Below are 25,478 nucleotides of genomic sequence, written 5' to 3' on the forward strand. Positions count from 1 at the left end.
ATGAAAGATTCCAATCCGGCGTTCAAGAAGGCGCCCGCACCCCGCAAGGCCTGGAGCTATAAGCAACTTACCGAGGCAACCGAAGCTCGGATTCGCTCCCACGCGGATTTCCTGAAAGAGCTATTGGCGCGCAACCCCGATGATCGGCTGAACCATATCAGCGTGAGTCAGGTGAGCAGTTGGGCGTATGGCGCGTTCAACCTGTGGCGTGACCTGACACAGGGCTGGCACACACCCGCCGATGAAATGCGCATCAGGGCGCTTGCTGATTCCGTCAAGCATGCCGGAAATGAGAACACTGCAGAAGAGGAGTGCGCAGAATGAAGTACTCGGAAATCACTCACTTCGGCGTTTTCTCAGGATCAGGCATTGGCGCGGCCGGCATGCAGCAGGCGCAACCGGAAATCCCTGGCCTGCGCGGCCGCATGGTGTGCCTGGGGGGAATCGACGTAGACCCCGCCGGCGCGGCCGACTTCCAACGCTTCACGGGCGTTCGCTGCACGGTGCGCGACCTGTTCAGCCGAAACCAGTACATCGCCTTTCACGGGCATCAACCGCCCGAGGGTTGGGCCGAGGCACTGCCCGCCGACATGCGCGCAGCTGCTGGTGGCCGCCGGCCGAACATCTTATTCCTTTCGGCCCCGTGCAAAGGATTCTCGGGGCTGTTGTCTCACGCCCGCAGCCTGACCGCCAAGTACCAAGCGCTCAATGAGCTGACGTTGCGCGGCATCTGGTTGTGCCTTGAGGCATGGAAGGATGATCCCGTGGAGGTGATTCTTTTTGAGAACGTGCCGCGCATCGCCACACGCGGGCGCCACTTCCTCGATCAGATCGTCCAGCTGCTGCGTCACTACGGCTATGTGGTGCGCGAAACCGCGCACGACTGCGGCGAGCTGGGCGGCCTGGCCCAAAGCCGCAAGCGCTTTTTGCTGATCGCCCGCCACGCCGAGAAAGTGCCGGCGTTCATCTACGAGCCGCCCAAGCGCCCGCTGCGCGCCGTGGGCGAAATCCTGGGCCGTATGCACCTGCCAGGCGACCTGCGCGCCGGCCCTATGCACCGCATCCCGAACCTGAGCTGGAAAACCTGGGTGCGGCTCGCGTTCGTCCAAGCCGGTGGCGACTGGCGCAGCCTGAACCGCCTGGCCGTGCAGGACGGCTACCTGCAGGACTACCTGTTGGTGCCGGAAATGCATCGCGGCGCCCTGGGCGTGCATTCGATGCAGGATAGCGCCGGCGTCATCGCCGGCCGGAGCTATCCGCTGAATGGTGCCTTCTCGGTGGCTGATCCGCGCTTCGATCCGTCGGCGGCGTGGAAGGACGGCCAGGCCTACGGCGTGCGCCGCTGGGAGGCGTCTACCGGCGCAATTGCGGGCCAGCAGGGGCCGGGACAAGGCGCATACAGCGTAGCGGACCCGCGCCACCACGGCCCCGCCAAGCACAGCAACGAATTCCGGATCGTGCGCTACGAAGACACGGCGCGCGCCGTCACGGGCGCGCACGGAACAGGGCAATGCGTCGCAGACCCGCGCACGGGTTGGCATCGGCACAGCAACAACCTCAAAGTTGTGGATTGGCAGCGGGCAGCGGGTGCGGTTATCGCCGGCGGTAAGGGCGTGCAGGGCGGATGGATGTCCATCGCTGACCCACGCCCGGGACTGGCCCGCGAGCGGGGCGATCACTACCTGACTGCCGGACACTATGGCGTAGCAGCATGGGATAAGCACGTCGGCGCGGTGTCAGCGTCGGCCTGCCATGACAATGGCTCATGGTCGGTGGCTGATCCGCGGGCGCTGCCTGCGGCCAACGACAAACTGGTATGCCGCATCATCTCCGAGGACGGCACCTGGCACCGCCCGTTTACGACGCTTGAGCTGGCGGCCCTGCAGAGCATCTACGACCCCGACGACTACGCCGAGGCCGAGGCCAACGGCGAGCCCTTCCAGATGGACGGCACGTCCGACAGCGCACACCGCGAGCGCATCGGCAACGCCGTACCCAGGAAGGCGGCCAAGGCCATGGCCGAGGAAATCGGCCGCGCCATCCTGCTGTCTCGGACGGGCGAAACGTTCCAGCTGTCGGCCGCGCCCATATGGGTCCGTCCAATCATCACGGCCCTGGCCGTGCGCGGTGGAGAACAGGACCATGGTTGAACGGATACGCGAAACTGGGCATACATCGGCCGCGCCGGCCGCCACCGCGTCAACCGCCATCATCTTGTACATGCGCTACGGCCGTATGCGCCTGACCATGAGCGAGTTGGCCGCCGAGCTGGGCATCAAGGAAGGTTCGTTGCGCAACCTCATCTCGGATGACAAGTGCGCGGTGGCCACCTACACCGAGGGACGCAATCGGTACGCCGATGTGCGGGCTGTCGGTGAATACCTCGATCAGCGTTACCGTGAGGCCTCGCTGATCAGCGAGCGTTAGGCGACGCGCTTCGGCATCGGCAGGACTTTGTTATGGAGTCCTGCCGGATCGATCTGGGTGTACCGCTTAAGCTGGCGCCAGTCCTTATGGCCGGAGACCGCCGCCACTTCCGGTATCTGCCAGCCGGCCTCAAATAGACTGCTTACCGCTTCATGACGCATGTCGTGGAAATGCAGGTCTTTGATTTCCAGCGTCACACACGTCCGAGTAAATAGCTGGCTCACCGTCGCGGCACGGTACGGGAATATCCGGCCATCCGGCGTGTCGCGCGGCTGTCGTTCGATGGCCGCCCAAGCCTCGCCCAGCAGCGGTATGGGCTGATCGTTCCCGACCTTCTGTTTCGGGTGCTTGCGGTCTCGCACGATGATCAGCTTTCGGACATCGTCCAAATCCGCCCAACGGATGCGGAAAATCTCACCCTGGCGCAGCCCCGTATTGATAGCCACCGTCAGCACATCCACCATATAGGGGAAGTGCTCGGCGAAGTATGCATAGAGCTGTTCCAGCTCCTTGGCCGTGGGCCGGCGGTCGCGCTTGTTGCCTGGGCCTATCAGTCCAAAATGGTGCAGGGTCGGTCGGGCGTCTCCCACCGGGTCGCCGATGCGCAGGTTGAGAATGCTCTTGGTGTGCCGGATCGCGGTCCCGAGCTTGGACATGTGCATGTTGACCGTGTACGGCCCGGCGCCGGCGCGCTGGCGGCGCTGGCACCAGGTCACCAGGTGCGAGGTGGCCAGCTTCTCAAGTTTCACCTGCCCCAGCCCGTCGTCCTCGGCCGCGAGGTGCTGGAGCATGTAGTCCTCATTGGACTTGGGCTTGATCGGGCGGCCCGATTCGGCGCGCAGCTCGCGGTACTTCTCTATCAGCTTGGCTACCGTCATGGAGGCGGTTTCGGCCGAGCTTCCCTCGATCTCCAAGGCCCAGCGCTGGGCCTCGATTTTGGTCTCAAACGTCCTGCTGATAGACTTGCGTCCTGCCTTGCGTACCTGGGCGCGCCACTTGGCGCCGATCTTGACTATCGCGGCCATCTCGTCTTTTCCTGTTGTAGTAGTTCTGTAGTAGCGGGATATTAGATCAGGTGAGAAACGATGATGAAGAGTGATAAACTCCCGCCAAGACAAAGCCCTTTAATATCAAGGCACTACCATAAAATCCTCATGCATTCATGGGGTTGCGGAATCCCCGCAGTTTTGCCCGTCTCGCCGTAGTTAAATGGATATAACCGGCCCCTCCTAAGGGTCAATTGGTGGTTCGATTCCACCCGGCGAGGCCACCCTTCCCCGGCCTCGATTCCGCAGGCCATCGCAAGAAAATTCCCCGCTTTCAGCCAGATGAGGGTTAATCCGGGCTACGCTCACGCGCCGCGCGCCGGTAGCGTCTCGGGACGCGTTTGGTGACGAATACGCCATCCGTCAATACGACCCCGATATTTTTTTGGGCGATGATAGCGAATCGTCTTGCGCGTCACTTGAAATTGCTGTTTAAATTCGACGCGTAAGCCTCTAATTCATCTGGACTTTTCCTGAACCGTCGCGAGCACGATCAGGGAAACAATTCTTCACAGACTGACAAGCCTGTTCAAACCATGGCATTTAACTGGAAACGTGCAATTGCGAACGCGATAGCGCCGGCGGCGCTGGCGATGTGCGCGCTCCTGCCCTCCGCCGCGCTCGCCGCGAAGAATACCGACCCCTGCAAGACCAACGCCAAGTCGGCCGCTTGCAAGGCGCAACAAGCCAAGAAGGCGCCCGCTCCCGCCAAGAAGGCCGGCGCCGGCAAGGCCGCCGCCCCCAAGCAGAGCGCGGCCAAGGGCGCGCCCAAGGCGGCCGCCGGCAAGCAAGCCGCGCCCAAGTCGGCCGCCGCCAAATCCACGCCCAAGGGCGCCGCCGGCAAACAGGCCGCGGGCAAGGGCGCGCCCAAGCAGGCCGCCGGCAAGAAGGCGCCTCCCAAGGGCGGCAAGCAGGCCGTCGCGCAGCAGGGTTCGTCCAAGAAGGGCGCCGCCGGCAAGAACGGCAAGCCGAACAAACCGTCGCGCGCGCAGCGCACGGCCGCCGCTGCGGCGGCCGCCGCCATGCCGCCGCCCGCGGTGTCGGTGCGCGCCGAAGCCGCCGCGCTGCGTTCCAGCACCGCCTATGTGCAGGACCTGGCCACGTCCACCGTGATCTTCGCCAAGAACGAAAACGTGGTGCGCCCCATCGCCTCGATTTCCAAGCTCATGACCGCGGTGGTGGTGGTGGATGCCAACCAGCCGATGGACGAGATGCTCGAGATCACCGATGAAGACATCGACGGCCTCAAGCACACCACCTCGCGCCTGCGCGTGGGCACCAAGCTGTCGCGCGGCGACATGCTGCACCTGGCCCTGATGTCTTCCGAGAACCGCGCCGCCAACGCGCTGGGCCGCCATTATCCGGGCGGCCTGCCCGCGTTCGTGGCCGCCATGAACGCCAAGGCGCAGTCGCTGGGCATGACCAGCACGCACTTCATCGAACCCACCGGCCTGTCCAGCGACAACGTGTCGTCGCCGCACGACCTGGCCCGCCTGCTGCGCGCCGCCTCGCAGCGTCCGCTGATCCACCGCTACTCCACCGATACCGAGTACGACGTCGAGATCAACAACCGCACGCAGACCTTCCGCAACACCAACCTGCTGGTGCGCAAGCCCGACTGGGACATCAAGGTGTCCAAGACCGGCTACATCAACGAAGCCGGCGAATGCCTGGTGATGCTGGCGCGCATCAATGGCCGCGACCTGGCCATCGTGCTGCTGGACTCGCAGGGCAAGCTGTCGCGCATCGGCGATGCGGTGCGCATCCGCCGCATCGTGCAAAGCGAAGTGGCCATGGCCTCGGCCCAGCCCGGCGGCTGATCCGCGCCTCGCCCACCCACGAAAAAGCCCGATCCAGGATCGGGCTTTTTTTCGTCCGGCGCCGGCCGGCGCATGCGCGGACGCGGGCATCCGCTTTCCACACCGGCGGCCTTCGGAAGGCCTGTGTATTCACGCCTACGCCGCGACCGCCCGTTTCGGCCGCAGCGGCTGCGGGTCGTACATGGAAGGCGGCAGGCCTTCCAGCACCGCTTTGGCGTTGAGCGAGCGGATCGGCACCGCGGCATCGGCGGGGATGCGGCCCTCGGCCTGCAGCAGTTGGTAGCGCAGGCAGCACACGCGCAGGAAGGAGGTGAAATTGGCGGCCTCGCCGCGGTACTCCACCAGTTCGTCGTAAAGGCGCTCGATCAATTGCGTGACCCGCATGCCGTCGCGCGCCGCGATCTCTTCCAGCACCTGCCAGAACAGTTGTTCCAGCCGCAGGCTGGTGGCCGCCCCATGCAGGCGCAGGGAGCGGGTTTCGGGCGCGTAGGACTGTTCGCTGGCGCGGATGAAGATTTCACACATGGGCGCTCCTGGTGCGGACACGATACTTGCGAGCCACTTTACGACGACACCCGGCGGCACGGCAAGACACCCCTGCCGGCAGGAGGACCTCGCCGATTCTGCAACGATAAGTTTCCTTGCCGCCCCCATCCGGACACCGTTGATATAAATCAAGGTCTCGGACGCGTACCCATCCGAGCATGCTAAGACTGATCTGACTTCGGAGGCAGCAATGAACAAGACCATGAAGGCCGCGGTGGCCCGCGCGTTCGGCAAACCCCTGGAAATCGAAGAAGTCGAGGTGCCGCGCCCGCGCGCGGGCGAACTGTTGGTGAAGATCGAGGCCTGCGGCGTCTGCCACACCGATCTGCACGCGGTCGAGGGCGACTGGCCGGTCAAGCCCAATCCCCCTTTCATCCCGGGCCACGAAGGCGTGGGCCACGTGGTGGCGGTGGGCGAAGGCGTGACGCACGTCAAGGAAGGCGACCGCGTCGGCATCCCCTGGCTGTATTCCGCCTGTGGCCATTGCGAGCATTGCCTGGGCGGCTGGGAGACGCTGTGCGAACAGCAGCAGAACGCCGGCTACTCCGTCAACGGCGGCTTCGCCGCGTACGCGCTGGCCGCGGCCGACTACGTGGGCCTGCTGCCGAAGAATGTCGGCTTCGTCGACATCGCCCCGGTACTGTGCGCCGGCGTCACGGTCTACAAAGGCCTGAAGATGACGGACACACGGCCGGGTAACTGGGTCGTGGTCTCCGGCATCGGCGGCCTGGGCCACATGGCGGTGCAGTATGCGCGCGCCATGGGCTTGAACGTGGCGGCCGTGGACATCGACGACGACAAACTGGATTTCGCCAAGCGTCTCGGCGCCGAGGTGGTCGTGAATGCCAAGACCACCGATCCGGCGGCTTACCTGAAGAAGGAAATCGGCGGCGCCCACGGCGCGCTGATCACGGCGGTTTCGCCCAAGGCCTTCGAGCAGGCGCTGGGCATGGTGCGTCGCGGCGGCACGGTGGCGCTCAACGGCCTGCCGCCGGGCGACTTCCCGCTGTCGATCTTCGACATGGTGCTCAACGGCGTGACGGTGCGCGGTTCGATCGTGGGTTCGCGGCTGGACTTGCAGGAATCGCTACAGTTCGCCGAGGAAGGCAAGGTGCGCGCGACCGTGGCGACCGAGAAGCTGGAGAACATCAACAGCGTGTTCGACCGCATGCGCCGCGGCCAGATCGAAGGCCGCATCGTGCTGGACATGGCGGCGTAACACTCGCCTCGCCCCGCAAAAAGGCGCCTGCCATGGCAGGCGCCTTTGTTTTGCTGCGGAGCGGGAATGCACGCAGGGCGCGGGAACGGCGCCCCCCCTTTCATGGCGCGGCAGCGGATCGCGCGAGGCGGCGCCGGCCACGCGGCCGGTTCAGTGCGTGATCCGGGTCCCAAGCACGGCCAGGAACTGCGCCAGCCATGCCGGATGCGCGGGCCAGGCCGGCGCCGTCACCAGGTTGCCGTCGGTGTAGGCCTGGTCGATGCCGATCTCGGCGTAGGTGCCGCCGGCCAGGCGCACTTCCGGCGCGCAGGCGGGATAGGCCGAGCAGGTGCGGCCTTCCAGGATGCCCGCGGCCGCCAGCAATTGGGCGCCATGGCAGACGGCGGCGATCGGCTTTCCGGCCTTGTCGAAGGCGCGCACGATCTCCAGCACCTTTTCGTTCAGGCGCAGGTATTCCGGCGCGCGTCCGCCCGGGATCACCAGGCCGTCGTAGGAATCGGCCTCGACGCGGTCGAAGTCGTAGTTCAGGGCGAAATTGTGGCCGCGCTTTTCGCTGTAGGTCTGCGCGCCCTCGAAGTCGTGGATGGCGGTGGCGATGCTCTCGCCGGACTTCTTGCCGGGGCAAACGGCGTGCACCGTGTGGCCCACCGCCAGCAGCGTCTGGAAGGGCACCATGGTTTCGTAGTCTTCGGCGTAGTCGCCGACCAGCATCAACAGTCTCTTGCTCATGTTCGTCTCCTGGGGATGGGGGATCGCCGGCTGGTGCGCCCGCGGGCCGGGCGGCCGGTTCTTGATGTTCTTGGACCATTGTGCCCCCGCCGGAGGACGCGGGGGTGGTAACGGGATACCACGCGGGCCGTGAGGCCGCTGCGCCCCTTATTCCAGCGCCACGGTCACCGGCCTGGCGCCCAGCAGGCTCACCAGCACGTTCGGGTCGATGCCCACCAAGTAGCCGCGGCGGCCGCCGTTGATGTAGACGACCGGGTATTGCAGCACCTCGGCCTCGACCCACACCGGCATCTTCTTGCGCGTGCCGAACGGCGAGGTGCCGCCGACCTGGTAGCCGGAATGACGCTGCGCGACTTCCGGCTTGCACGGTTCGACCTTCTTCAGCCCCGCCTGGCGCGCCAGGTTCTTGGTGGAGACTTCGCGATCGCCGTGCATCACCACGATCAGCGGCTTGGCCGATTCGTCTTCCATCACCAGCGTCTTGACCACCGCGTGCGGGTCCAGACCCAGTTGGCGCGCGGCCTCGCCGGCGCCGCCGTGATCGACGTAGTCATAGGTGTGTTCGGTGTACGCCACCTTGTGCTGCTTGAGGAACTGGGTGGCGGGCGTTTCGGAAACGTGGCGGGCTTTGCTCATGGCGGTGCGGCGAAAAGGCGAAGGCAAAAGTGTAGGCAGGCCGGCGATGGCGCGCAAACGCCCGCGTCAGCCGCGCGGATGATGCGCCGCGTGGAGCGCCTTCAGGCGTTCGCGCGCCACATGCGTGTAGATCTGGGTGGTGGAGATGTCGGCGTGGCCCAGCAGCATCTGCACCACCCGCAGATCGGCGCCATGGTTCAGCAGATGGGTGGCGAAGGCGTGGCGCAGCACGTGCGGCGACAGCGGCGCGTGCACGCCCGCCAGCACCGCGTACTTCTTCACCAGCTGCCAGAACGCCTGGCGCGACATCGCCTCGGCGCGGCCGGTGATGAAAAGCGCGTCGCTGACGCGGCCCGCGGCCAGCTCGGGCCGCGCCATTTTCATGTATTGGTCGATCCAGTGCGCCGCCTCCGCCCCCAGCGGCACCAGGCGGTCCTTGCCGCCCTTGCCCAGCACCACGCGCACCACGCCTTCGTTCAGGCTGACGTCCAGCGCCCGCACGCCAACCAGCTCGGACACGCGCAGGCCGGTGGCATACAGCATTTCCAGCATGGCGCGGTCGCGCAGGCCGCGCGGCTCGTTCAGATCCGGCGCGCGCAGCAACGCGTCGACCTGTTGCTCGGACAGCGTCTTGGGCAGGCGCGGCGGCTGCTTGGCGGCCACCAGCGTCAGGCAGGGATCATGCGCCGCGCGATGCTCGCGCAATGCCCAGGCGTAAAAGCGCCGCAGCGCCGCCAGGCGGCGGTTGGCGGTGGTGGCGCGGGTTTCCTCGTGGCGAAAGGCAAACCAGGCCTCGATATCGGCCTTGCCGGCCTCGGCCAGCACCTTGGCGGGGCCGGCCGGCAGCGCGTGCGCCGACGCCGCGTCGCCGTAGCGGTCGGCCATCTCGCGGGCGTAGGCCTCGGGGTCTTCCAGCCAGCGGGCAAAGCCGGTCAGGTCGCGCCGGTAGGCCGCCAGGGTGTTGGCCGACAGGCCGTCCTCGAGCCAGACAGCGTCGATGAAGGCATCGATGTCGGCCTGGGAAGCAAGCGGCGCGCGGGAATCAGGCATGGGACCGGGAGGAAGGCGTCAGGAAGGCGAATTGGCCAAGGCGTATGCGGAGCGCCGCGCAAGGCAAGGCCTGGCGCGGCATCGGCCGCGGGATGGGCAACATTCTACGGCGGCGCTGTCGCCTGAGCATTCAGCGTCCCGCGACCGCCGCCGCCGCCGACTTCAGCCAGGTCTCGAACAGCTTCAGGGCCTCGGAACGCTCGCTGCGCTGCGGATAGCCGAAGTAGTAGCCCTGGCTGACCGTCAGCGACTGCGGCACCGGCATCGCCAGCGCGCCTTGGTCCAGCGCCGGCTGCGCCAGGAAGCGCGGCATCAGGCCCACGCCCAGCCCGGCCTGCACCGCCGCCATCACCATGGTGAACAGTTCGTAGCGCGGCCCGCCGGCCGCCTGCGGGCCGTACAGGTAGTTGTTGGCGCCGTACCACTGGCGCCAGGCATCGGGCCGCGAACTCAGGTGCAGGTGGGTCATGCCGGCCAGCGCGCCGGCGCCGGCCTCGGTCACGCGCGCCGCCAGCTCGGGCGCGCACACCGGCACCAGCTCGCGTTCCGGAAACAGCAGCACGCCCTGGGTGCCCGGCCACAGCGTGTCGCCGTGGTAGAGCGCGCCGTCGAACGGCTGGTCCTTGAACTGGAATGGCAGCGTGCGCACCGACAGGCTGACGGTGATGTCCGGCTGCTCGCGCTGGAAGTCCGCCAGCCGCGGGATCAGCCAGGTGGTGGCCAGCGTTGGCACCACGGCGATGTGGATGCTGCGGCCCATGCCCGTGCGGCTGACCAGGCCGAAGGTGTCCTTCTCGATCTGGTCGAGGTGATGGCGGATGCGTCCCGCATATTCCGCGCCATGATCGGTCAGGACGATGCGGCGCCGCACCCGCGTGAACAACTGCACGCCCAACCGTGCCTCCAGGCTGGCCACCTGGCGGTAGACCGCGCTGTGGGTCAGGGACAGTTCCTCGGCCGCCCGCGAAAAACTGCCCAGGCGGGCCGATGCCTCGAAGGCCTGCAGGGCGCTCAGATTGGGGATGCCGTTTCTCATGGGGTCAGGGACGCAACAAAACCGGGGACCACCGCCGCACGCCGCGTGGCGCCTGGCGCCGGGTCGTGCCGGCGGCTCAATAGATTGTGCAATTTTATCAATTGCGTTGTGCGATCAAGGAACATTATGCTCGGATGTCTTAATCTCGGCTCATCCTGACACCCACCATGTCCCAGCAAGCATCCCGCCTCGGCGGCCACATCCTCGTCGACCAGCTCGTCGCCCAGGGCGTCAAACACGTTTTCTGCGTTCCCGGCGAGAGCTATCTGGCGGTGCTGGACGGCCTGCACGACGCCGACATCAAGGTCACCGTCTGCCGCCAGGAAGGTGGCGCGGCCATGATGGCGGACGCCCATGGCAAGCTGACCGGCGAACCCGGCATCTGCATGGTGACCCGCGGCCCGGGCGCCTCCAACGCGCTGGCCGGCGTGCACATCGCCAAGCAGGACTCGACCCCGATGATCCTGTTCGTCGGCCAGATCGAGCGCGGCATGCGCGAGCGCGAAGCCTTCCAGGAAATGGACTACCGCGCCGTCTTCGGCACGCAGGCCAAGTGGGTCACCGAGATCGACCAGGTCGAGCGCATTCCCGAACTGATCTCGCGCGCCTTCCACATCGCCACCTCGGGCCGTCCGGGCCCGGTGGTGATCGCGCTGCCCGAGGACATGCTGGTCGAAGCCGCCCAGGTGGCCGACGCGCCGCGCTACGAGGTCATCGATTCCGCCCCCACCGCCGGCCAGCTGGCCGACCTGGAGCAACTGCTGGCCCAGGCCAGCAATCCCGTCGCGATTCTCGGCGGCACGCGCTGGGACGCGCGCGCGGTGCAGCAGTTCGCCGACTTCGCGCAGCGCCATGCCTTGCCCACGGCGGTGTCGTTCCGCCGCCAGATGCTGTTCCCGGCCGACCATCCGTGCTTCATCGGCGACGTCGGCCTGGGCATCAACCCGGCCCTGCTCAAGCGCGTGGCCGACGCCGACCTGGTATTGCTTGTCGGCGGCCGCATGTCGGAAAACCCCAGCCAGGCCTACACGCTGCTGGACATCCCGGTGCCGAAGCAGAAGCTGGTGCACGTGCATCCGGACGCCGCTGAACTGGGCCGCGTTTATCGCCCCACGCTGGCCATCAACACCTCGCCCGCCGCCTTCGCCCAGGCGCTGGCCGGCCTGAAGGCCCCCGCTCAACCGGCCTGGGCCGACGGCACGCAGGCCATGCGCGAGTCGTACCTGAAGTGGAGCGACCCGACTGCCGTCACCACCCCGGGCGCGCTGCAGCTGGGCCAGGTCATGGCCTACCTGGAAAAGACGCTGCCGGCCGACGCCATCATGACCAACGGCGCCGGCAACTACGCCACCTGGCTGCATCGCTTCCACCGCTTCACCCGCTTCGGCACGCAGCTGGCGCCGACCTCGGGCTCGATGGGCTATGGCCTGCCGGCCGCCGTGGGCGCCAAGCGCGTCTGGCCCGACAAGACCGTGGTCTGCTTCGCCGGCGACGGCTGCTTCCTGATGCACGGCCAGGAATTCGCCACCGCCGTGCAGTACGACCTGCCCATCATCGTGGTGCTGGTCGACAACGGCATGTACGGCACCATCCGCATGCACCAGGAAAAGCACTACCCCGGCCGCATTTCCGCCACCGAGCTGAAGAACCCGGACTTCGCCGACTACGCCCGCGCCTTCGGCGGCCACGGCGAACGCGTCGAGACCACCGAGCAGTTCGGCCCGGCGTTCGAACGCGCGCTGGCCAGCGGCAAGCCGGCCATCCTGCACTGCTTCATCGACCCGCAGACCATCACGCCGTCGACCACGCTGGACAAGATCCGCGACGCGGCGCTCAAGGCCCGGCACTGATACCCGGAGGCGACGGCATCCCCACGGCGACGCGCCCCGCGCGCGTCGCGTAAACCCCGGGTTGCCGCGCCAATTATTTTAGGTTTAAACTTTCCAGATTCCGAAAACGGAAATCCATAGCGGAGACCCAGCATGTCCTCGAATCCCTCGTTCCATTGGCAAGACCCCCTGTTGCTGGACCAGCAGCTCACCGAAGAAGAACGCATGGTGCGCGATGCCGCCCACGCCTACTCGCAGGACAAGCTGGCCCCGCGCGTGCTGAATGCCTTCCGCAACGAAAAGACCGATCCGGAAATCTTCTCGGAAATGGGCGAGCTGGGCCTGCTGGGCGCCACCATCCCCGCCGAATACGGCGGCGCCGGCCTGAACTACGTCAGCTACGGCCTGATCGCCCGTGAAGTCGAGCGCATCGACTCCGGCTACCGCTCGATGATGAGCGTGCAGTCGTCGCTGGTGATGGTGCCCATCAACGAATTCGGCAGCGAAGCGCAGAAGCAGAAGTACCTGCCCAAGCTGGCCCGCGGCGAGTGGATCGGCTGCTTCGGCCTGACCGAACCCAACCACGGCTCCGATCCCGGCGGCATGGAAACGCGCGCGGTCAAGACCGCCGACGGCTACAAGCTGACCGGCAACAAGATGTGGATCACCAACTCGCCCATCGCCGATGTGTTCGTGGTGTGGGCCAAGTGCGTCGGCGGCGAGTTCGACGGCAAGATCCGCGGCTTCATCCTCGAGAAAGGCACCAAGGGCCTGACCGCCCCCGCCATCCACGGCAAGGTCGGCCTGCGCGCCTCGATCACCGGCGAAATCGTCATGGACGAGGTGGAAGTGTCCGCCGACCAGATGATGCCGGGCGTGTCCGGCCTGAAGGGCCCGTTCACCTGCCTGAACTCGGCCCGCTACGGCATCGCCTGGGGCGCTATCGGCGCCGCCGAAGCCTGCTGGCACACCGCCCGCCAGTACACCCTGGACCGCAAGCAGTTCGGCCGCCCGCTGGCCGCCAACCAGCTGATCCAGAAGAAGCTGGCCGACATGCAGACCGAGATCACGCTGGCCCTGCAAGGCTGCCTGCGCCTGGGCCGCATGAAGGACGAAGGCACCGCCGCCGTCGAGATCACCTCGATCATGAAGCGCAACTCCTGCGGCAAGGCGCTGGACATCGCCCGCCTGGCCCGCGACATGCTGGGCGGCAACGGCATCTCCGACGAATTCGGCGTGGCCCGCCACCTGGTCAACCTGGAAGTGGTCAACACCTACGAAGGCACCCACGACGTGCACGCCCTGATCCTGGGCCGCGCGCAGACCGGCATCCAGGCCTTCTATTGATTTGCAGTGCCCCGCGCGGACGGAGCCCGGCTCTGCTCCGGACGCGCGGTTCGCCGGCGTGGCGAAGATTGGGCGCCCCTTTCGAGGGGCGTTTTTTTTTGGATGCCGACCATCGCATCCGCCTCGCATTAGGGTTATCAGGAGCTAGCCCGCGCGCGGCCCATGGCTTACGCTGCGTGCAATTGGCCTGGTGCCGGCCCGCTGCATCCGCCTGCCCGACCCCGGATTTTTCGTCACGACCAGGAGTCGCGCATGCACGGCAGTCCCTCGTTCCGCCTGTGGGCGGGCATCGTCATCGCCTTTGCGGGCCACGGCGCATTCGCCGCCACCACTCTCACCATGACCACCGAGTACCCGGCCACGTCGATGCCGGGACAAGGCGTGTCCACCTTCGCCGATCTGGTGCGCAGCAAGAGCGCGGGCCAGGTTGTCATCGACGCCAGCTTCGACGCCGCCAAGGGCATCAAGTCGGGCGACATGATCGACGCGGTCGAGACACGCAAGGTCGATGCCGGCGATGCCTTCGCCGGCGCGCTGGCGGCCAAGTACCCGCTGTTCGGCGTGTCCTCGCTGCCGTTCCTGGCCGATTCGCTGTCCAAGGCGCGCGCGCTCAACAAATCGGCCCGCCCCGCCTACGAAAAACTGCTGGCCGCGCACGGCCAGAAACTGCTCTACACCACCCCATGGCCAGCCTCTGGCATCTGGTCCAAGGACAAGGTGGACAGTGTCGCCGCCCTGAAGGCCTTGAGCATCCGCACCTATGACGCGACCTCGCAGGACGTGATGCAGAAAGCCGGCGCGCGCGCGCAGAACATTTCGTTCGCCGACGCCATGCCGCGCATCGCCTCGGGCGAGGTCAACGCGGTGCTGTCCTCGGGCGATGGCGGCGCCGGCCGCAAGCTGTGGGAACACCTGCCACGCTTCGCCGAGATCAACTACGCGATGCCGATCTCGGTGGCGACGATGAACCTGAAGGCCTATCAGGCGCTGGACGCGAAATCGCGCAAGGCGATCGACCAGGCCGCGGCGCAGACCGAGGCCGAGCAGTGGAAACGCATCGAAGGCCGGTTGCAGCAGAACTACGCCAACATGCGCAAGAACGGCGTGACCATCGATACCGCGGTGCCGATGCCGGTGCGCCAGGCGCTGAAGAAAGCGGCGGCGGACTCGGTCAAACAGTGGGAGGCGGCGGCGGGGCTGGAAGGGGCGAATATCCTGAAGGCGATGCGGCGGCCGTAGGAAGGCGGAAGCCGTCCATACACGAGTCCGGGGGCTTTTCGGTCATGCGTATTCCCAGATCGAACCGGACTCGACATTGGCATTTATGGTGTCGGCCATCCACCACATGCCAGGTGGCACGTGCATGGTGAAACCGCAGCGCATGCCGGCATACCCGCCAGGGGTCGTGTCGTAATGATAAGGAACCGATCCCGCATTACCGGAGACATTGTTGAGGTATCCAGCAACGATGATCGTCCCCGCAGCGACGCCAACACAATGAAACCCGACCAGTATGGGGCGGCCTGTGGTGTTCTGATACCACGTGCGCAACACCGTCGTGCGTGAACGAAGCTGCTGCCCTGTACCGAACACTTGTCCCTTCAACTGCTGCAAAGTGGATTGGGCCACGCCCAGGTCGGACGCCAATTGTGCGGCGTCGACGCTCCCCGCGTTGGTGACAGTCCCGAAGGCCTGCACGGTCCAAACACCGGAAGCGAACGTCGGATGCGCTTCTGCGCCGCCTTCGCTAGTGGTGTTACGGGTAAAGATAGGAGTGACCGAGGCGGTAGTTCCGTAGAAGGAAGAGCTTCCGCCAGTCTCCCCGTACAGGTACTGCGGCGACGAAAAAACGTGCTGGTGCGCCTTGTTCTGGCTGGCTTTCAACACGCCGTTCAAAAGCGCGCCATCGCCGCGCATGAACGGCGCGCCAATTGAGCCGGGGGACTTCCCGTTGTAGTCCGGCATCCGGATGGTGGTAGAGCCGTCTCCCAACGTGAAGCTGCCGCGCTTGAGCGGATCGGCGAGCCATTCGGCCTCCTGCACCACCGGTAGTGAACGCGCTGCCACCATGGCGGCAAGATCCTTGAAAGTGGCGCGGCTGATTATCTGCCCATCCGCAGGAATCTGGCCAGCGGGAATGGACGTACGCAGCGGCCACCATGCAACCGAGCCTACGGGCGGACCACTGGGGATCGGTGGCAGTTGATCGACCGGCACCTTGCCGCCATCGTCCAATGTGGCGATACCCCCGGGCTGGCCTTTTTCCGCCGGCGGCACCGCTGACAGCTGCACCGCTGGCACGCGGCCATCGGCGCCCAAGGTCGCCACGCCGCCCGGGCGCCCCTTATCCGAAGCAGGCACCAGGGGCGGCAACTGATTTGCGACGATCAATCCGTCCGCGCCCAAGGTCGCCACCCCGTCAGGCTGAGCTTTTTCCGCCAAGGGAATCAAGGCAGGCAATTGCGCTGGCGCGACTTTGCCATTGCCGCCCAACGTGGCAACGCCATTGGGTTTCCCCTTCTCCGCCAACGGCACCGACGGCACCGGAATTGGCAGATGTTCGACAGGCACACGCCCATCCTCGCCCAGCGGGGCAACGCCACTCGGTGCCGATTTTTGCGACAGAGGGATCGCAGGTGGAGGCAGATGCGCAGCCGGCACCTTGCCAGCCGCATCCAACGGTGTCACGCCACCCGCCGCGCCTTTTTCAGACATGGGCACGGCGGCGTCCGCCTTGCGTTGCGCGGCGGCGGTGGCCACTTCGACGGCTTCGACGCCCGCGCGGGTCTTGCCGAAGTTCTCGTTCACCAGCGCCATGGCGTCGCGCAGCGTGTCGCCGGTCTGGTCGTTCGGCGCGAGGCCGATGTTGATGGGTTTTAGGATTTGCATGGGAGAAAAGCCCTGACGGCGTGATGCCGCGACACGAAATGGAACAGCCACCCACGTATTCGGGTGACGGGGAAAAAATGGGATTGCGCGGACAGATGCCGCTGCCAACGTCCCGGCGAGCTTTCCACGAGCCTCACCGGTACTCGGTCCAGAAATTCTGCGTCATGCTGTCGGCCACCACCCGATAGGTGATTCCTGGGGGAATGACAGCGGTGAGCGCCAGCGAGACGCCGTTCATTGTGGTGATGGAGCGCGTCCCCGCGATGCCGCCCACCATCACATACATGTTGCCGCCGGAGCTACTGTTGGAAGAGCCAACGATGTAAACCGAGATCGGCCGACCGGTACTGTTGGTGTATGTCACACCGAATGCCCGGGACGCGCCCATGTCTTGAAGCGTCTGCCCAACGCCGAAGACCTGCGCGCGTAAAGTCTGAAACGCCGCATTGAGCGCCGCATGGTCACTAGCAAGCTGTGCGATATCGACGCTGCCGGAATTGACCACAGCAGCAAAAGCGTGAATCGTCCAAACGCCGGTAACGTTCGCCATCCGCGTTTCGTCGCCGGTATTGACGATCCAGCGACTGCCGTTCGTGGTCTGCCGCGTGGTGGTGAATGTGTAGCCGGCAAAATTCCCCGAAGCCATCACAGCATTCAGGGAAGCGTCTGCCAACACGTTAGTGGCTTGATTGAATCCGCTCACGACACGGTAGTCCATCGGACCGAGTTGGTCCGCTTGCAGGGAGCCAGGCATGCCCGCGGATTTCGCCCCATCTCCTCGCAACACCGCCGCCGCGAGAGACCCTGCGGCCCTGGCGTTCAAATCGGGAACCCGAAAGGTCGAAGATCCGTCTCCCACGGTATAGCTCCCCCGCTTGAGCGGATCCGCCAACCAGTCCGCCTCGGACACCACCGGCACCTTGCCTTCCGTCACCATAGCCGCAAGATCGGGAAACGTGGCGCGGGTAACGATCTGCCCATCAGCGGGAATCTGGCCCGCCGGAATGGAAGCGCGCAGCGGCCACCACGCGACCGAACCGACCGGCGGTCCGCTGGGGACAGGCGGAAGCTGGCCGACCGGCACCTTGCCCTGCGCATCCAGCGTGGCAACGCCACCGGGTCGGCCTTTTTCTTCCGGCGGCACGGCGGCCAGCTGAAGCGCCGGCACGCGACCGTCAGCGTCCAGGGTTGCTACGCCGCCGGGACGCCCCTTGTCGGCCGCAGGGATCAACGGCGGTAATTGATTGGCGACGATCCGGCCATCCTCGGCCAGCGTGGCAACACCTTTGGGCTGCGCCTTCTCCGCCGCCGGAACCAGATCGGGGAGTTGAGCGAAGGGCACCTTGCCGTCCGCGGCCAACGCCGCGACACCACCCGGCTGGCCCTTTTCCGCCAGCGGCACGGACGCCACCGGTACCGGCAGGTGATCGACCGGCACGCGCCCATCCTCATCCAACGGCGCGACGCCGCCGGGCGCCGATTTCTGCGATAGCGGAATGGCCGGCGGCGGCAGGTGCGCGGCCGGCACCTTGCCCGCCGCGTCCAGCGGCGTCACGCCGCCGGCCGCGCCTTTTTCGGCGGAGGCAATCGCGGCATCCGCCTTGCGTTGCGCGGCGGCGGTGGCCACTTCGACGGCTTCGACGCCCGCGCGGGTCTTGGCGAAGTTCTCGTTCACCAGCCCCATGGCGTCGCGCAGCGTGTCGCCGGTCTGGTCGTTCGGCGCCTGGCCGACATTGATAGGTTTCAGGAGTTGCATGAAGGGGACCTTGATGACGAATCGCAGCAGCGGCGCTGCGCAAAAAAAAGCCCGCCGGCGGATGCGGGCGGGCCTGGGCGGAATGCCGGGTTCACGGAAGGAAGTGATCGTCTTGCGGGCTGCCTCATTCGGCGGGCCCATGCAAAAGGCCCGCCTGGTACCCCGGGCGGGCCTTCAATGCCGGTGGACGCAATTTGCCCACGACGCGGTCATGTTACGGGTATCCGCGGGAGCGGACAAGGCAACTGCGACACGGGCGCCTGGCCCCGCCGCGGCGGGCGCGGGCCCGGCATGGCGGCGGGCTAGTCGCCCGCCAGATCGAACAGGCTGGTCGCGTCCAGTTCCAGCACGGCTTCGTCGTGCTGGTTGATCACCGTCCAGGCCCAGGTGATGATGCCCAGGTCCGGGCGCGACGAGGAGGTGCGCGCGCCTTGCACCCGGGCTTCCAGGCGCAACTGATCGCCGGGCCGCACCGGCGTGCGCCAGCGCACCTCGCCCAGGCCGGGCGAGCCGAACGATTCGGAATCGTGCAGCGCCGAGTCCACCGCCATGCGCATGGCCAGCGCGCAGGTGTGCCAGCCGCTGGCGATGAGGCCGCCCCAGCGGCCCTCGGCGGCACGCTTGAGATCGGTGTGGAACCACTGCGGGTCGTACTTGCGGGCGAACTCGAGGATTTCGGCTTCCGTGATGGTGACCGGGCCGGCCTTGATCAGCATGCCGTCCTTGAAATCAGCGAACTTCATTGGTGGACTTCCCCTCGCGTAGGTAACCGATCGACGGCGTCCTTTGCGGCGGCCGCCGGTTCAATAGGTCTCGAAGTGCAGCCGCCCCTCGCGGCGCAACACATCGTGCAGGATAGTCCAATCCTGCCCCGCTTGCACCGTCACCTCGCGCAGGGCGTCCAGCACGCCGACTTCCATGCCTTTCAGGCCGCAGACGTAGATGCAGGTGTTGCGATCGGCCAGCAGGCCCCGCACGTCGGCGGCGCGTTCGCGGATCAGGTCCTGCACGTAGCGCTTGGGCCGGTCCGCTTCGCGCGACAGCGCCAGGTTGATGTCGATGAAGTCGCGCGGCAGTTTCATCAACGGCCCGAAGTACGGCAGCTCGCGTTCGGTGCGCGCGCCGAAGAACAGCATCAGCCGACCGTTCTCGCCGGTCTCGATGCGGCGGCGGTAGCGCTCGGTCATGGCGCGCATCGGCGCCGAGCCGGTGCCGGTGCAGATCATGATGAGGTTGGCGCGCGGATGGTTCGGCATCAGGAAGGTGTGGCCGAACGGCCCGATGACCTGCACGGTGTCGTTCCTGGCCAGGTCGCACAGGTAATTGGAGCAGACGCCATTGACCGACTGGCCCTGGTGGTCTTCGGTGACGCGCTTCACTGTCAGCGACAGGTTGTTGTAGCCGGCGCGCTCGCCATCGCGCGGGCTGGCCAACGAATACTGGCGCGCGTGGTGCGGCCGGCCCTGGGCATCGGTGCCGGGCGGCAGGATGCCGATGGACTGGCCTTCCAGCACCGGGAACGGCAGCTCGCCGAAGTCCAGCACGATGTGGTGGATGTCGCTGTCGGTGTCGGCGCCGGTGACGCGGTAGTTGCCGACCACGGTGGCGGTCACCGGCGTCTTGTGGGTGTAGAGGTTGACGTAGGGATGCGCGGCGGACCACGGCGGCACGCTGGCGCCGGGCGTCACGGACGGCATGGCCGCCACAGCGGCGGACGACACCGGCTCGACGACCGCGTTCGCCGCCTCATCCACGATCGCCGCGGCTTCCGGCAGGGGCTGCTCGCGCGGCAGTTCGTCCCAGCCCAGCTGGTCCTGCACCGAATAGGCGTCGCTGCGCAGCACCAATCGCCAATTGTCGATCGAGCCGGTGGGGCACGGCGGCACGCAGGCCATGCAGCCGTTGCAGATGTCCGGGTCGACCACGTAGTTGTTGCTGTCGTGCGTGATCGCGTCGATCGGACAGGTTTCTTCGCAGGTGTTGCAGCGAATGCAGATCTCGGGATCGATCAGGTGCTGCTTCAGGACTTCCATGGGCAGGGCGGCGTTCATCGCGGTCATCCGAATGCGCGGCGCGGCGGCGCATGGCGCCGCCGCGGGGCCTTAGTTGAAACGAACGTACTCGAAGTTCACGGGCTGGCGGTTGATGCCCATGACCGGCGGCGCGATCCAGTTGGCGAACTTGCCGGGCTCGGTCACGCGGCCCATCAGCGAGGCGACGAACTCACGGTCCTCCGGCGTGGGCAGCCATTGGTGGCGGTGCGCCTGCCATTGCGCTTCGGACAGGATCTCGCCCTCGGGCGACATGCGGATGCCGGCCAGCGTGCCGATCTGGCGGTTGAAGGCCTTGTGCGGCACCTGCAGGCGGAAGGCGATGCCGCTCTTTTCGATGACCTTGTTCCAGCGGCCGATGCCGGCCACAGAGTCGCGGATGAAGTCGTCGCGCAGCACCTCGTTCAACGCGTTCAGCATCGGCACCTCGACCTCGCGCAGCCTGCCGTTGTCGACCGACAGCACGCGGTAGGTGTCGTTCTTGAGCTGGTGGTCGTCGTTGCGCTTGCTTTCTTCGTAGCGGCCCTTCAGGCCCGAGCCGTAGAAGATGGCGGCGTTGGACGATTGGTCGGCGCCGAACAGATCGATGGTGACGCTGTAGTGGAAGTTCAGGTAGCGCTGGATCGTCGGCAGATCGATGACGCCGGCGGCACGCACGGCGGCCGGGTCGTCGGTCTTCAACTGGTTCATCACTTCGCAGGTGCGCTGGATCACGCGCGAGATGCCGGATTCGCCCACGAACATGTGGTGCGCCTCTTCGGTCAGCATGAACTTGGTGGTGCGGGCCAGCGGGTCGAAGCTGGATTCGGCCAGCGCGCACAACTGGAACTTGCCGTCGCGATCGGTGAAGTAGGTGAACATGTAGAACGCCAGCCAGTCCGGCGTCTTCTCGTTGAAGGCGCCGAGGATGCGCGGGTTGTCGGAATCGCCGGAGGTGCGCTGCAGCAGCGCGTCGGCCTCTTCGCGGCCGTCTCGGCCGAAGTAGCGGTGCAGCAGGTAGACCATGGCCCACAGGTGGCGGCCTTCCTCGACGTTGATCTGGAACAGGTTGCGCAGGTCGTACTGCGACGGCGCCGTCAGGCCCAGGTGGCGCTGCTGCTCGATCGACGCCGGCTCGGTGTCGCCCTGCGTGACGATGATGCGGCGCAGGTTGGCGCGGTGTTCGCCGGGAACGTCCTGCCACACGTCGCGGCCCATGTTCTCGCCGAAGTGGATCTTGCGCTGGCCGTCCTGCGGCGCCAGGAAGATGCCCCAGCGGTAGTCGGGCATGCGCACGTGATTGAAGTGGGCCCAGCCGTCGGGCTCGACGCTGACGGCGGTGCGCAGGTAGACGTCGAAGCCATGCGAGCCGTCCGGACCCATGTCCTGCCACCATTGCAGGTAATTGGGCTGCCAGTGTTCCAGCGCGCGCTGCAACGTGCGGTCGCCGGACAGGTTGACGTTATTGGGGATTTTGTCGCTGTAGTTGATGCCTGACATTGTCTCTGCTCCTGGATGGACGGCCGCGTCGGGGCGGCGCCGGGTCTTGGGGCGCCGGCCGCGCTGCGCGGGCCGGCGCCGTGTATGGGGAATTGCCGCGCGGGCCGCGCTAGACGCGGTTCCAGTCGAACGTCGCCTGTTCGCCCTTGCCGTAGAGCTTGAGCGCGCCCTTCTCGCCCGCCGCGTTGGGTCGGTTGAAGATCCAGTTCTGCCAGGCGGTCAGGCGGCCGAAGATGCGCGTTTCCATGGTTTCGCGGCCGCCGAAGCGCAGGTTGGCTTCCAGGCCGGTGAGCGCGTCCGGCGACAGCGCGCGGCGCTCTTCGAGCATCATGCGCACCTCGTCGTCCCAGTCGATGCTGTCGGGCGCGTAGGTCACCAGTCCCAGCGCCAGCGCGTCGCGCGCGGCCAACGGCTGGCCGGCGCGGGCCCGCACCGCTTCGAGCGGCGCGGTTTCCTCGTGGAAGCGGCGTTGCAGGCGGCTCTGGCCGTTGACCATCGGGTAGGCGCCGAAGTTGGCCTCGCCCACGATCAGCTGGGCCGGGTCGTGTTCCTCGCCTTCGCTGTCCAGCATGTAGCTGCGGTCGGCGGCCAGCGCCAGTTCCAGCAGCGTGCCGGCAAAGCACGAACCCGGCTCGACCAGCGCGAACAGGCTGCGCGAGGTCACGTCCAGGCGCGCCAGCGTGCGGCGCAGCAGGCCGGCGGTCTCGCGCACGAACCAGTGGCCGGCATGGCGTTGCAGCGAAGCGTCCGCGGCCAGCACGGCCTGCGCGTCGCCCTCGGTCTTGAAGATCCAGGTGCCGATGTCCAGCTCGTTGGTGCGCAGCGACAGGATGGCGTCGTCCAGTTCGCGCGCCATCTGCAACGGCCACCAGGCCGCGCCGGCGGCCAGAATGTCGGCCAGCTCCGATTGCACCGGCCCCTGCGGCGCGCGCACGGTCCAGGTGGCCTGGCGCTTGTCGCGGTCCAGGCGCACGTCGACGTAGCGGTAGGACAAGGCATCGGCGCTTTCCTCGCGCGCCAGCGGGGTGAGCGTCACGCCGGCCTCGCCGGCCGGACGGTGGCTGCCCTCGGCCAGCGCCAGCGCGCGCTCGCGCACCGCGGCCTCGAACTGCGCCGGCTTGACCACATCATCGACCAGGCGCCAGTCCTTGGCGCGCTGGCCGCGCACGCCTTCGACCAGGGTGCAGAAGATATCGGCGTGATCGTGGCGCACGCGGCGCTTGTCGGTGACGCGGGTCAGGCCGCCGGTGCCGGGCAGCACGCCCAGCAGCGGCACTTCGGGCAACGCGACCGAGGACGAGCGATCGTCGATCAGCAGGATCTCGTCGCAGGCCAGCGCCAGCTCGTAGCCGCCGCCGGCGCAGGCGCCGTTGAGCGCGGCGATGAACTTCAGCCCGCTGTTGCGGCTGGAGTCCTCGATGCCGTTGCGGGTTTCGTTGGTGAACTTGCAGAAGTTCACCTTCCAGGCGTGCGAGGACAGGCCCAGCATGAAGATGTTGGCGCCCGAACAGAAGATGCGGTCCTTCATGCTGGTGACGACCACGCTGCGCACCTCGGGATGCTCGAAGCGGATGCGTTGCAGCGCGTCGTGCAGCTCGATGTCCACGCCCAGGTCGTAGGAATTGAGCTTGAGCTTGTAGCCGGGGCGCAAGCCGCCGTCCTCGGCCACGTCCATCGCCAGCGTGGCGACCGGGCCATCGAACGACAGGCGCCAATGACGATACTGGGTGGGATCGGTCCGAAAATCGACCTTGCTGGCGGTGCTGCTCATCGCTTGTCTCCTGATGCCCTGATCTGACAGGAAAAATACTGCACGACATGAATTATTATGCAGATTAGTGCAGGCGAAAATCAGCGTCAAGCAAAAGATGCACAAAAGTGCAGGTCACCAAGGGCCCCATCAAAGCGTCCTTCAATGAAGCCCGCTCTCCGAACGGACAGGCCGAGGCCCCGCCAAAGAAAAGGCCGCCTCAACGGGCGGCCCTGGCGGTCGGCGAAAGACGCGGGCGCTACAGCGGCAGACCGCAAGCCTTGCGCACCTGGGTACGCAGGCCGGCGAAGCTCTCCTGCACCTCCAGGTGGCTGGTGACCCAGGTCAGGTCGGCCTTGGCATAGAAAGCCTCGCGCCCGGCCAGGATGCGCTTCAGGTCGGCCATGGCTTCGTTGTTGCCGGACATCGGCCGGAAATCGCCCTGCGCCATCACCCGGCCCATGTGCTCCTCGGGCGTGGCCCGCAGCCAGACCGTGTAGCAGTGCGCCAGCAGCAGGTTGAGCGTGGCGGGCTCCGACACCAAACCGCCGGGTGTGGCCAGCACCATTTCCGGATAGATCTGCACCGCCTCTTCCAGCGCGCGGCGCTCGTAGCGGCGGTAGGCGTTGGGCCCGTACAGGTTGTGGATCTCCAGGATGCTGCAACCGGCCACCCGCTCGATCTCGCGGTTCAGCTCGACGAACGGGTAGCCCAGGTCATCGGCCAGCATCTGGCCCAACGTGGACTTGCCCGCGCCGCGCAGGCCGATCAGCGCGATGCGCTGGGTACGGTTGGGGCGCTGCGCGCCGGCCCCCACGCCGAACAGCTGGGTCAGCGCCTCGCGCGCGCGCTGCAGGTCGGACTCGGTGCGGCCGCTGAGCAGTTCGCGGATCAGCAGCCAGTCGGGCGACTCGGTGGTGACGTCGCCGACCAGCTCGGCCAGCGCGCAATTGAAGGCCTTGGCGATCTGCAGCAGCACCAGGATCGAGGCATTGCCCACGCCGTGCTCGAGATTGGCCAGGTGCCGTTCGGACACGCCGGTCACCTGCGACAGGCCCTTGCGCGTCATGCCGCGGATAGCGCGCAGGCGGCGCACCCGTTCGCCCAATGCCACCAGGAAAGCTTCCCGCCTGGGTTCGGTTGGCGCCGCGTCTTCTAGCGCTTGGTTCATGGTGTAGCTGACTCCGCAAAAACCCTGATAACACCTGATTTATGCACTATAGTGCTTGACTCACATCAATGGAAGCACTATTTTTCCTTCAACAGCTTCAACAGCGTGTCAGGTGCGACAAAACAGCACTGGATTGCATCCGCCGCTGAAGCGCCGACAGTGTATAGGAGGAGACCGGGTGAGCACGCCAGAACGATTCCACGCGCTGATGCGCCAGGTGACGGGCCTGATGGCCGGCCAGGCGCTGGACAGCGCCTTGCAGCAGCGCCTGAACCAGGAGGCCGGCCCCGACAGCGCGCTGTACGCCGACATCTTCGCCACCTGTAGGCAGGGAGTGGCCGACGGCTGGATGTGCAACCGCGAAGGCGGCGGCATCCGCTACGGCCGCGTCATCAAGCCGGCCGAGGACCTGGGCGGCTGTTCGGTCGACGTGGTCGACATGGACGATCTGGCCGGCCCGCACCACGCGCATCCCAACGGCGAAGTCGACATGATCATGCCGCTGACCGACGCGGCGCGCTTCGACGGCCACGGCGCCGGCTGGCTGGTCTATGGCCCCGGCAGCGCCCACCGCCCCACCGTGACGCAGGGCCGCGCGCTGGTGCTGTACCTGCTGCCCGGCGGCGCCATCGAGTTCACCCGCGCATGAATCCGCGCCTCGCCCTTCCCCATCGCCCCGGTCGCTCCCCGCGCGGCC

22 protein-coding genes and 1 tRNA gene are annotated in these 25,478 nt (G+C 66.6%); 10 read left to right on the forward strand and 13 right to left on the reverse strand.

All coding sequences use genetic code 11. The annotated features are described in order from the left end of the window. From DK459_RS15920 to DK459_RS15930, 3 genes are read left to right on the forward strand one after another with little or no spacing between them, the layout of a single operon-like run. Complete coding sequence (locus tag DK459_RS15920) at positions 1-324, forward strand: hypothetical protein (RefSeq protein WP_035359375.1); 324 nt, start codon at positions 1-3, stop codon at positions 322-324. Next, positions 321-2,150: a DNA cytosine methyltransferase gene (locus DK459_RS15925; RefSeq protein WP_173361348.1), complete on the forward strand. Its 1,830-nt coding sequence runs from the start codon at positions 321-323 to the stop codon at positions 2,148-2,150. Before DK459_RS15920 ends, DK459_RS15925 begins: the two co-directional genes overlap by 4 nt. After that, positions 2,143-2,427 carry a hypothetical protein gene (locus DK459_RS15930; protein WP_218911498.1) on the forward strand — a complete coding sequence of 95 codons (285 nt, stop codon included), beginning with the start codon at positions 2,143-2,145 and terminating at the stop codon, positions 2,425-2,427. The genes DK459_RS15925 and DK459_RS15930 overlap by 8 nt, the downstream gene beginning before the upstream one ends. Here DK459_RS15930 and DK459_RS15935 read toward each other — a convergent pair. Further along, on the reverse strand, positions 2,424-3,452 hold the full coding sequence (locus DK459_RS15935; protein ID WP_006390766.1) for a site-specific integrase: 1,029 nt from the start codon (positions 3,450-3,452) through the stop codon (positions 2,424-2,426). The genes DK459_RS15930 and DK459_RS15935 overlap by 4 nt on opposite strands. A 170-nt stretch (positions 3,453-3,622) precedes the next feature. Here DK459_RS15935 and DK459_RS15940 point away from each other — a divergent pair. After that, positions 3,623-3,697: transfer RNA gene (locus DK459_RS15940), tRNA-Arg, on the forward strand. Positions 3,698-4,009: 312 nt separating this feature from the next. Next, complete coding sequence (gene pbpG / locus DK459_RS31015) at positions 4,010-5,293, forward strand: D-alanyl-D-alanine endopeptidase (protein WP_020926757.1); 1,284 nt, start codon at positions 4,010-4,012, stop codon at positions 5,291-5,293. 135 nt (positions 5,294-5,428) lie between these two features. Here the strand turns inward: pbpG and DK459_RS15955 are convergent, their stop codons facing one another. Next, positions 5,429-5,818, reverse strand: coding sequence for a ribbon-helix-helix domain-containing protein (locus tag DK459_RS15955; RefSeq protein WP_006385521.1), 390 nt, complete (start codon positions 5,816-5,818; stop codon positions 5,429-5,431). Between the two features lie 211 nt (positions 5,819-6,029). Here DK459_RS15955 and adhP point away from each other — a divergent pair, with 211 nt between their 5' ends. Beyond that, a complete protein-coding gene (gene adhP, locus DK459_RS15960) occupies positions 6,030-7,058 on the forward strand; it encodes an alcohol dehydrogenase AdhP (RefSeq protein ID WP_110134860.1) in 1,029 nt (342 codons plus the stop codon). Between the two features lie 150 nt (positions 7,059-7,208). On the opposite strand, the gene DK459_RS15965 is transcribed toward adhP, so the two are convergent. The 4 genes from DK459_RS15965 to DK459_RS15980 form a co-directional block, all read right to left on the reverse strand. Continuing rightward, the gene (locus tag DK459_RS15965; protein ID WP_006385523.1) at positions 7,209-7,787 is read right to left on the reverse strand and encodes a DJ-1/PfpI family protein; all 579 of its coding nucleotides are present in this window, start codon (positions 7,785-7,787) and stop codon (positions 7,209-7,211) included. A gap of 147 nt (positions 7,788-7,934) precedes the next feature. Beyond that, positions 7,935-8,423 (reverse strand): Cys-tRNA(Pro) deacylase, encoded by a 489-nt coding sequence (gene ybaK, locus DK459_RS15970; RefSeq protein ID WP_054499109.1) that lies wholly within the window; start codon positions 8,421-8,423, stop codon positions 7,935-7,937. Positions 8,424-8,489: 66 nt separating this feature from the next. Beyond that, a complete protein-coding gene (gene xerD, locus DK459_RS15975) occupies positions 8,490-9,473 on the reverse strand; it encodes a site-specific tyrosine recombinase XerD (RefSeq protein WP_054499110.1) in 984 nt (327 codons plus the stop codon). A 130-nt stretch (positions 9,474-9,603) separates the two neighbouring features. Continuing rightward, a complete protein-coding gene (locus tag DK459_RS15980) occupies positions 9,604-10,509 on the reverse strand; it encodes a LysR substrate-binding domain-containing protein (RefSeq protein ID WP_006385526.1) in 906 nt (301 codons plus the stop codon). A gap of 167 nt (positions 10,510-10,676) precedes the next feature. Between DK459_RS15980 and DK459_RS15985 the strand changes: the two genes are divergently transcribed. The 3 genes from DK459_RS15985 (at position 10,677) to DK459_RS15995 (ending at position 14,924) form a co-directional block, all read left to right on the forward strand. Next, positions 10,677-12,359 (forward strand): thiamine pyrophosphate-binding protein, encoded by a 1,683-nt coding sequence (locus DK459_RS15985; RefSeq protein ID WP_006385527.1) that lies wholly within the window; start codon positions 10,677-10,679, stop codon positions 12,357-12,359. 132 nt (positions 12,360-12,491) lie between these two features. After that, positions 12,492-13,685, forward strand: coding sequence for an acyl-CoA dehydrogenase (locus tag DK459_RS15990; RefSeq protein ID WP_006385528.1), 1,194 nt, complete (start codon positions 12,492-12,494; stop codon positions 13,683-13,685). 252 nt (positions 13,686-13,937) lie between these two features. Further along, positions 13,938-14,924, forward strand: coding sequence for a TRAP transporter substrate-binding protein (locus DK459_RS15995; protein ID WP_006385529.1), 987 nt, complete (start codon positions 13,938-13,940; stop codon positions 14,922-14,924). 42 nt (positions 14,925-14,966) lie between these two features. Here DK459_RS15995 and DK459_RS16000 read toward each other — a convergent pair whose 3' ends face one another. From DK459_RS16000 to DK459_RS16030, 7 genes are all read right to left on the reverse strand, one after another. Beyond that, on the reverse strand, positions 14,967-16,574 hold the full coding sequence (locus DK459_RS16000; RefSeq protein ID WP_006385530.1) for a hypothetical protein: 1,608 nt from the start codon (positions 16,572-16,574) through the stop codon (positions 14,967-14,969). Between the two features lie 133 nt (positions 16,575-16,707). Next, positions 16,708-18,330 (reverse strand): phage tail protein, encoded by a 1,623-nt coding sequence (locus DK459_RS16005; RefSeq protein ID WP_054499219.1) that lies wholly within the window; start codon positions 18,328-18,330, stop codon positions 16,708-16,710. Between the two features lie 302 nt (positions 18,331-18,632). Further along, positions 18,633-19,073: a MaoC family dehydratase gene (locus tag DK459_RS16010; RefSeq protein ID WP_024070121.1), complete on the reverse strand. Its 441-nt coding sequence runs from the start codon at positions 19,071-19,073 to the stop codon at positions 18,633-18,635. Positions 19,074-19,133: 60 nt separating this feature from the next. Next, positions 19,134-20,381: a benzoyl-CoA 2,3-epoxidase subunit BoxA gene (boxA, locus tag DK459_RS16015; RefSeq protein ID WP_070541616.1), complete on the reverse strand. Its 1,248-nt coding sequence runs from the start codon at positions 20,379-20,381 to the stop codon at positions 19,134-19,136. Between the two features lie 51 nt (positions 20,382-20,432). Continuing rightward, on the reverse strand, positions 20,433-21,860 hold the full coding sequence (gene boxB / locus DK459_RS16020; RefSeq protein ID WP_006385534.1) for a benzoyl-CoA 2,3-epoxidase subunit BoxB: 1,428 nt from the start codon (positions 21,858-21,860) through the stop codon (positions 20,433-20,435). 109 nt (positions 21,861-21,969) lie between these two features. Then, a complete protein-coding gene (gene boxC / locus DK459_RS16025; RefSeq protein WP_054447987.1) occupies positions 21,970-23,631 on the reverse strand; it encodes a 2,3-epoxybenzoyl-CoA dihydrolase in 1,662 nt (553 codons plus the stop codon). Between the two features lie 238 nt (positions 23,632-23,869). After that, on the reverse strand, positions 23,870-24,781 hold the full coding sequence (locus DK459_RS16030; RefSeq protein WP_006385536.1) for a helix-turn-helix transcriptional regulator: 912 nt from the start codon (positions 24,779-24,781) through the stop codon (positions 23,870-23,872). A 178-nt stretch (positions 24,782-24,959) separates the two neighbouring features. Here DK459_RS16030 and DK459_RS16035 point away from each other — a divergent pair, with 178 nt between their 5' ends. After that, positions 24,960-25,430 (forward strand): DUF4863 family protein, encoded by a 471-nt coding sequence (locus tag DK459_RS16035; protein WP_006385537.1) that lies wholly within the window; start codon positions 24,960-24,962, stop codon positions 25,428-25,430. Positions 25,431-25,478 lie beyond the last annotated feature (48 nt).

Source organism: Achromobacter sp. RW408 (assembly GCF_003184165.1).
In the GTDB taxonomy this organism is placed as follows: Bacteria; Pseudomonadota; Gammaproteobacteria; order Burkholderiales; family Burkholderiaceae_B; genus Achromobacter; species Achromobacter xylosoxidans.

What these genes read in the sequence shown, in the direction of transcription:
- DK459_RS15965 (WP_006385523.1), bottom strand. Translation starts at nt 7,787, where the DNA reads ATGAGCAAGAGACTGTTGATGCTGGTCGGCGACTACGCCGAAGACTAC.
- DK459_RS15920 (WP_035359375.1), top strand. Translation starts at nt 1, where the DNA reads ATGAAAGATTCCAATCCGGCGTTCAAGAAGGCGCCCGCACCCCGCAAG.
- DK459_RS16030 (WP_006385536.1), bottom strand. Translation starts at nt 24,781, where the DNA reads ATGAACCAAGCGCTAGAAGACGCGGCGCCAACCGAACCCAGGCGGGAA.
- boxC (WP_054447987.1), bottom strand. Translation starts at nt 23,631, where the DNA reads ATGAGCAGCACCGCCAGCAAGGTCGATTTTCGGACCGATCCCACCCAG.
- pbpG (WP_020926757.1), top strand. Translation starts at nt 4,010, where the DNA reads ATGGCATTTAACTGGAAACGTGCAATTGCGAACGCGATAGCGCCGGCG.
- DK459_RS15930 (WP_218911498.1), top strand. Translation starts at nt 2,143, where the DNA reads ATGGTTGAACGGATACGCGAAACTGGGCATACATCGGCCGCGCCGGCC.
- DK459_RS16005 (WP_054499219.1), bottom strand. Translation starts at nt 18,330, where the DNA reads ATGCAACTCCTGAAACCTATCAATGTCGGCCAGGCGCCGAACGACCAG.
- xerD (WP_054499110.1), bottom strand. Translation starts at nt 9,473, where the DNA reads ATGCCTGATTCCCGCGCGCCGCTTGCTTCCCAGGCCGACATCGATGCC.
- adhP (WP_110134860.1), top strand. Translation starts at nt 6,030, where the DNA reads ATGAACAAGACCATGAAGGCCGCGGTGGCCCGCGCGTTCGGCAAACCC.
- ybaK (WP_054499109.1), bottom strand. Translation starts at nt 8,423, where the DNA reads ATGAGCAAAGCCCGCCACGTTTCCGAAACGCCCGCCACCCAGTTCCTC.
- DK459_RS15925 (WP_173361348.1), top strand. Translation starts at nt 321, where the DNA reads ATGAAGTACTCGGAAATCACTCACTTCGGCGTTTTCTCAGGATCAGGC.
- DK459_RS15980 (WP_006385526.1), bottom strand. Translation starts at nt 10,509, where the DNA reads ATGAGAAACGGCATCCCCAATCTGAGCGCCCTGCAGGCCTTCGAGGCA.
- DK459_RS15995 (WP_006385529.1), top strand. Translation starts at nt 13,938, where the DNA reads ATGCACGGCAGTCCCTCGTTCCGCCTGTGGGCGGGCATCGTCATCGCC.
- DK459_RS15935 (WP_006390766.1), bottom strand. Translation starts at nt 3,452, where the DNA reads ATGGCCGCGATAGTCAAGATCGGCGCCAAGTGGCGCGCCCAGGTACGC.
- boxA (WP_070541616.1), bottom strand. Translation starts at nt 20,381, where the DNA reads ATGAACGCCGCCCTGCCCATGGAAGTCCTGAAGCAGCACCTGATCGAT.
- DK459_RS15985 (WP_006385527.1), top strand. Translation starts at nt 10,677, where the DNA reads ATGTCCCAGCAAGCATCCCGCCTCGGCGGCCACATCCTCGTCGACCAG.
- DK459_RS16000 (WP_006385530.1), bottom strand. Translation starts at nt 16,574, where the DNA reads ATGCAAATCCTAAAACCCATCAACATCGGCCTCGCGCCGAACGACCAG.
- DK459_RS16010 (WP_024070121.1), bottom strand. Translation starts at nt 19,073, where the DNA reads ATGAAGTTCGCTGATTTCAAGGACGGCATGCTGATCAAGGCCGGCCCG.
- DK459_RS15990 (WP_006385528.1), top strand. Translation starts at nt 12,492, where the DNA reads ATGTCCTCGAATCCCTCGTTCCATTGGCAAGACCCCCTGTTGCTGGAC.
- boxB (WP_006385534.1), bottom strand. Translation starts at nt 21,860, where the DNA reads ATGTCAGGCATCAACTACAGCGACAAAATCCCCAATAACGTCAACCTG.
- DK459_RS15955 (WP_006385521.1), bottom strand. Translation starts at nt 5,818, where the DNA reads ATGTGTGAAATCTTCATCCGCGCCAGCGAACAGTCCTACGCGCCCGAA.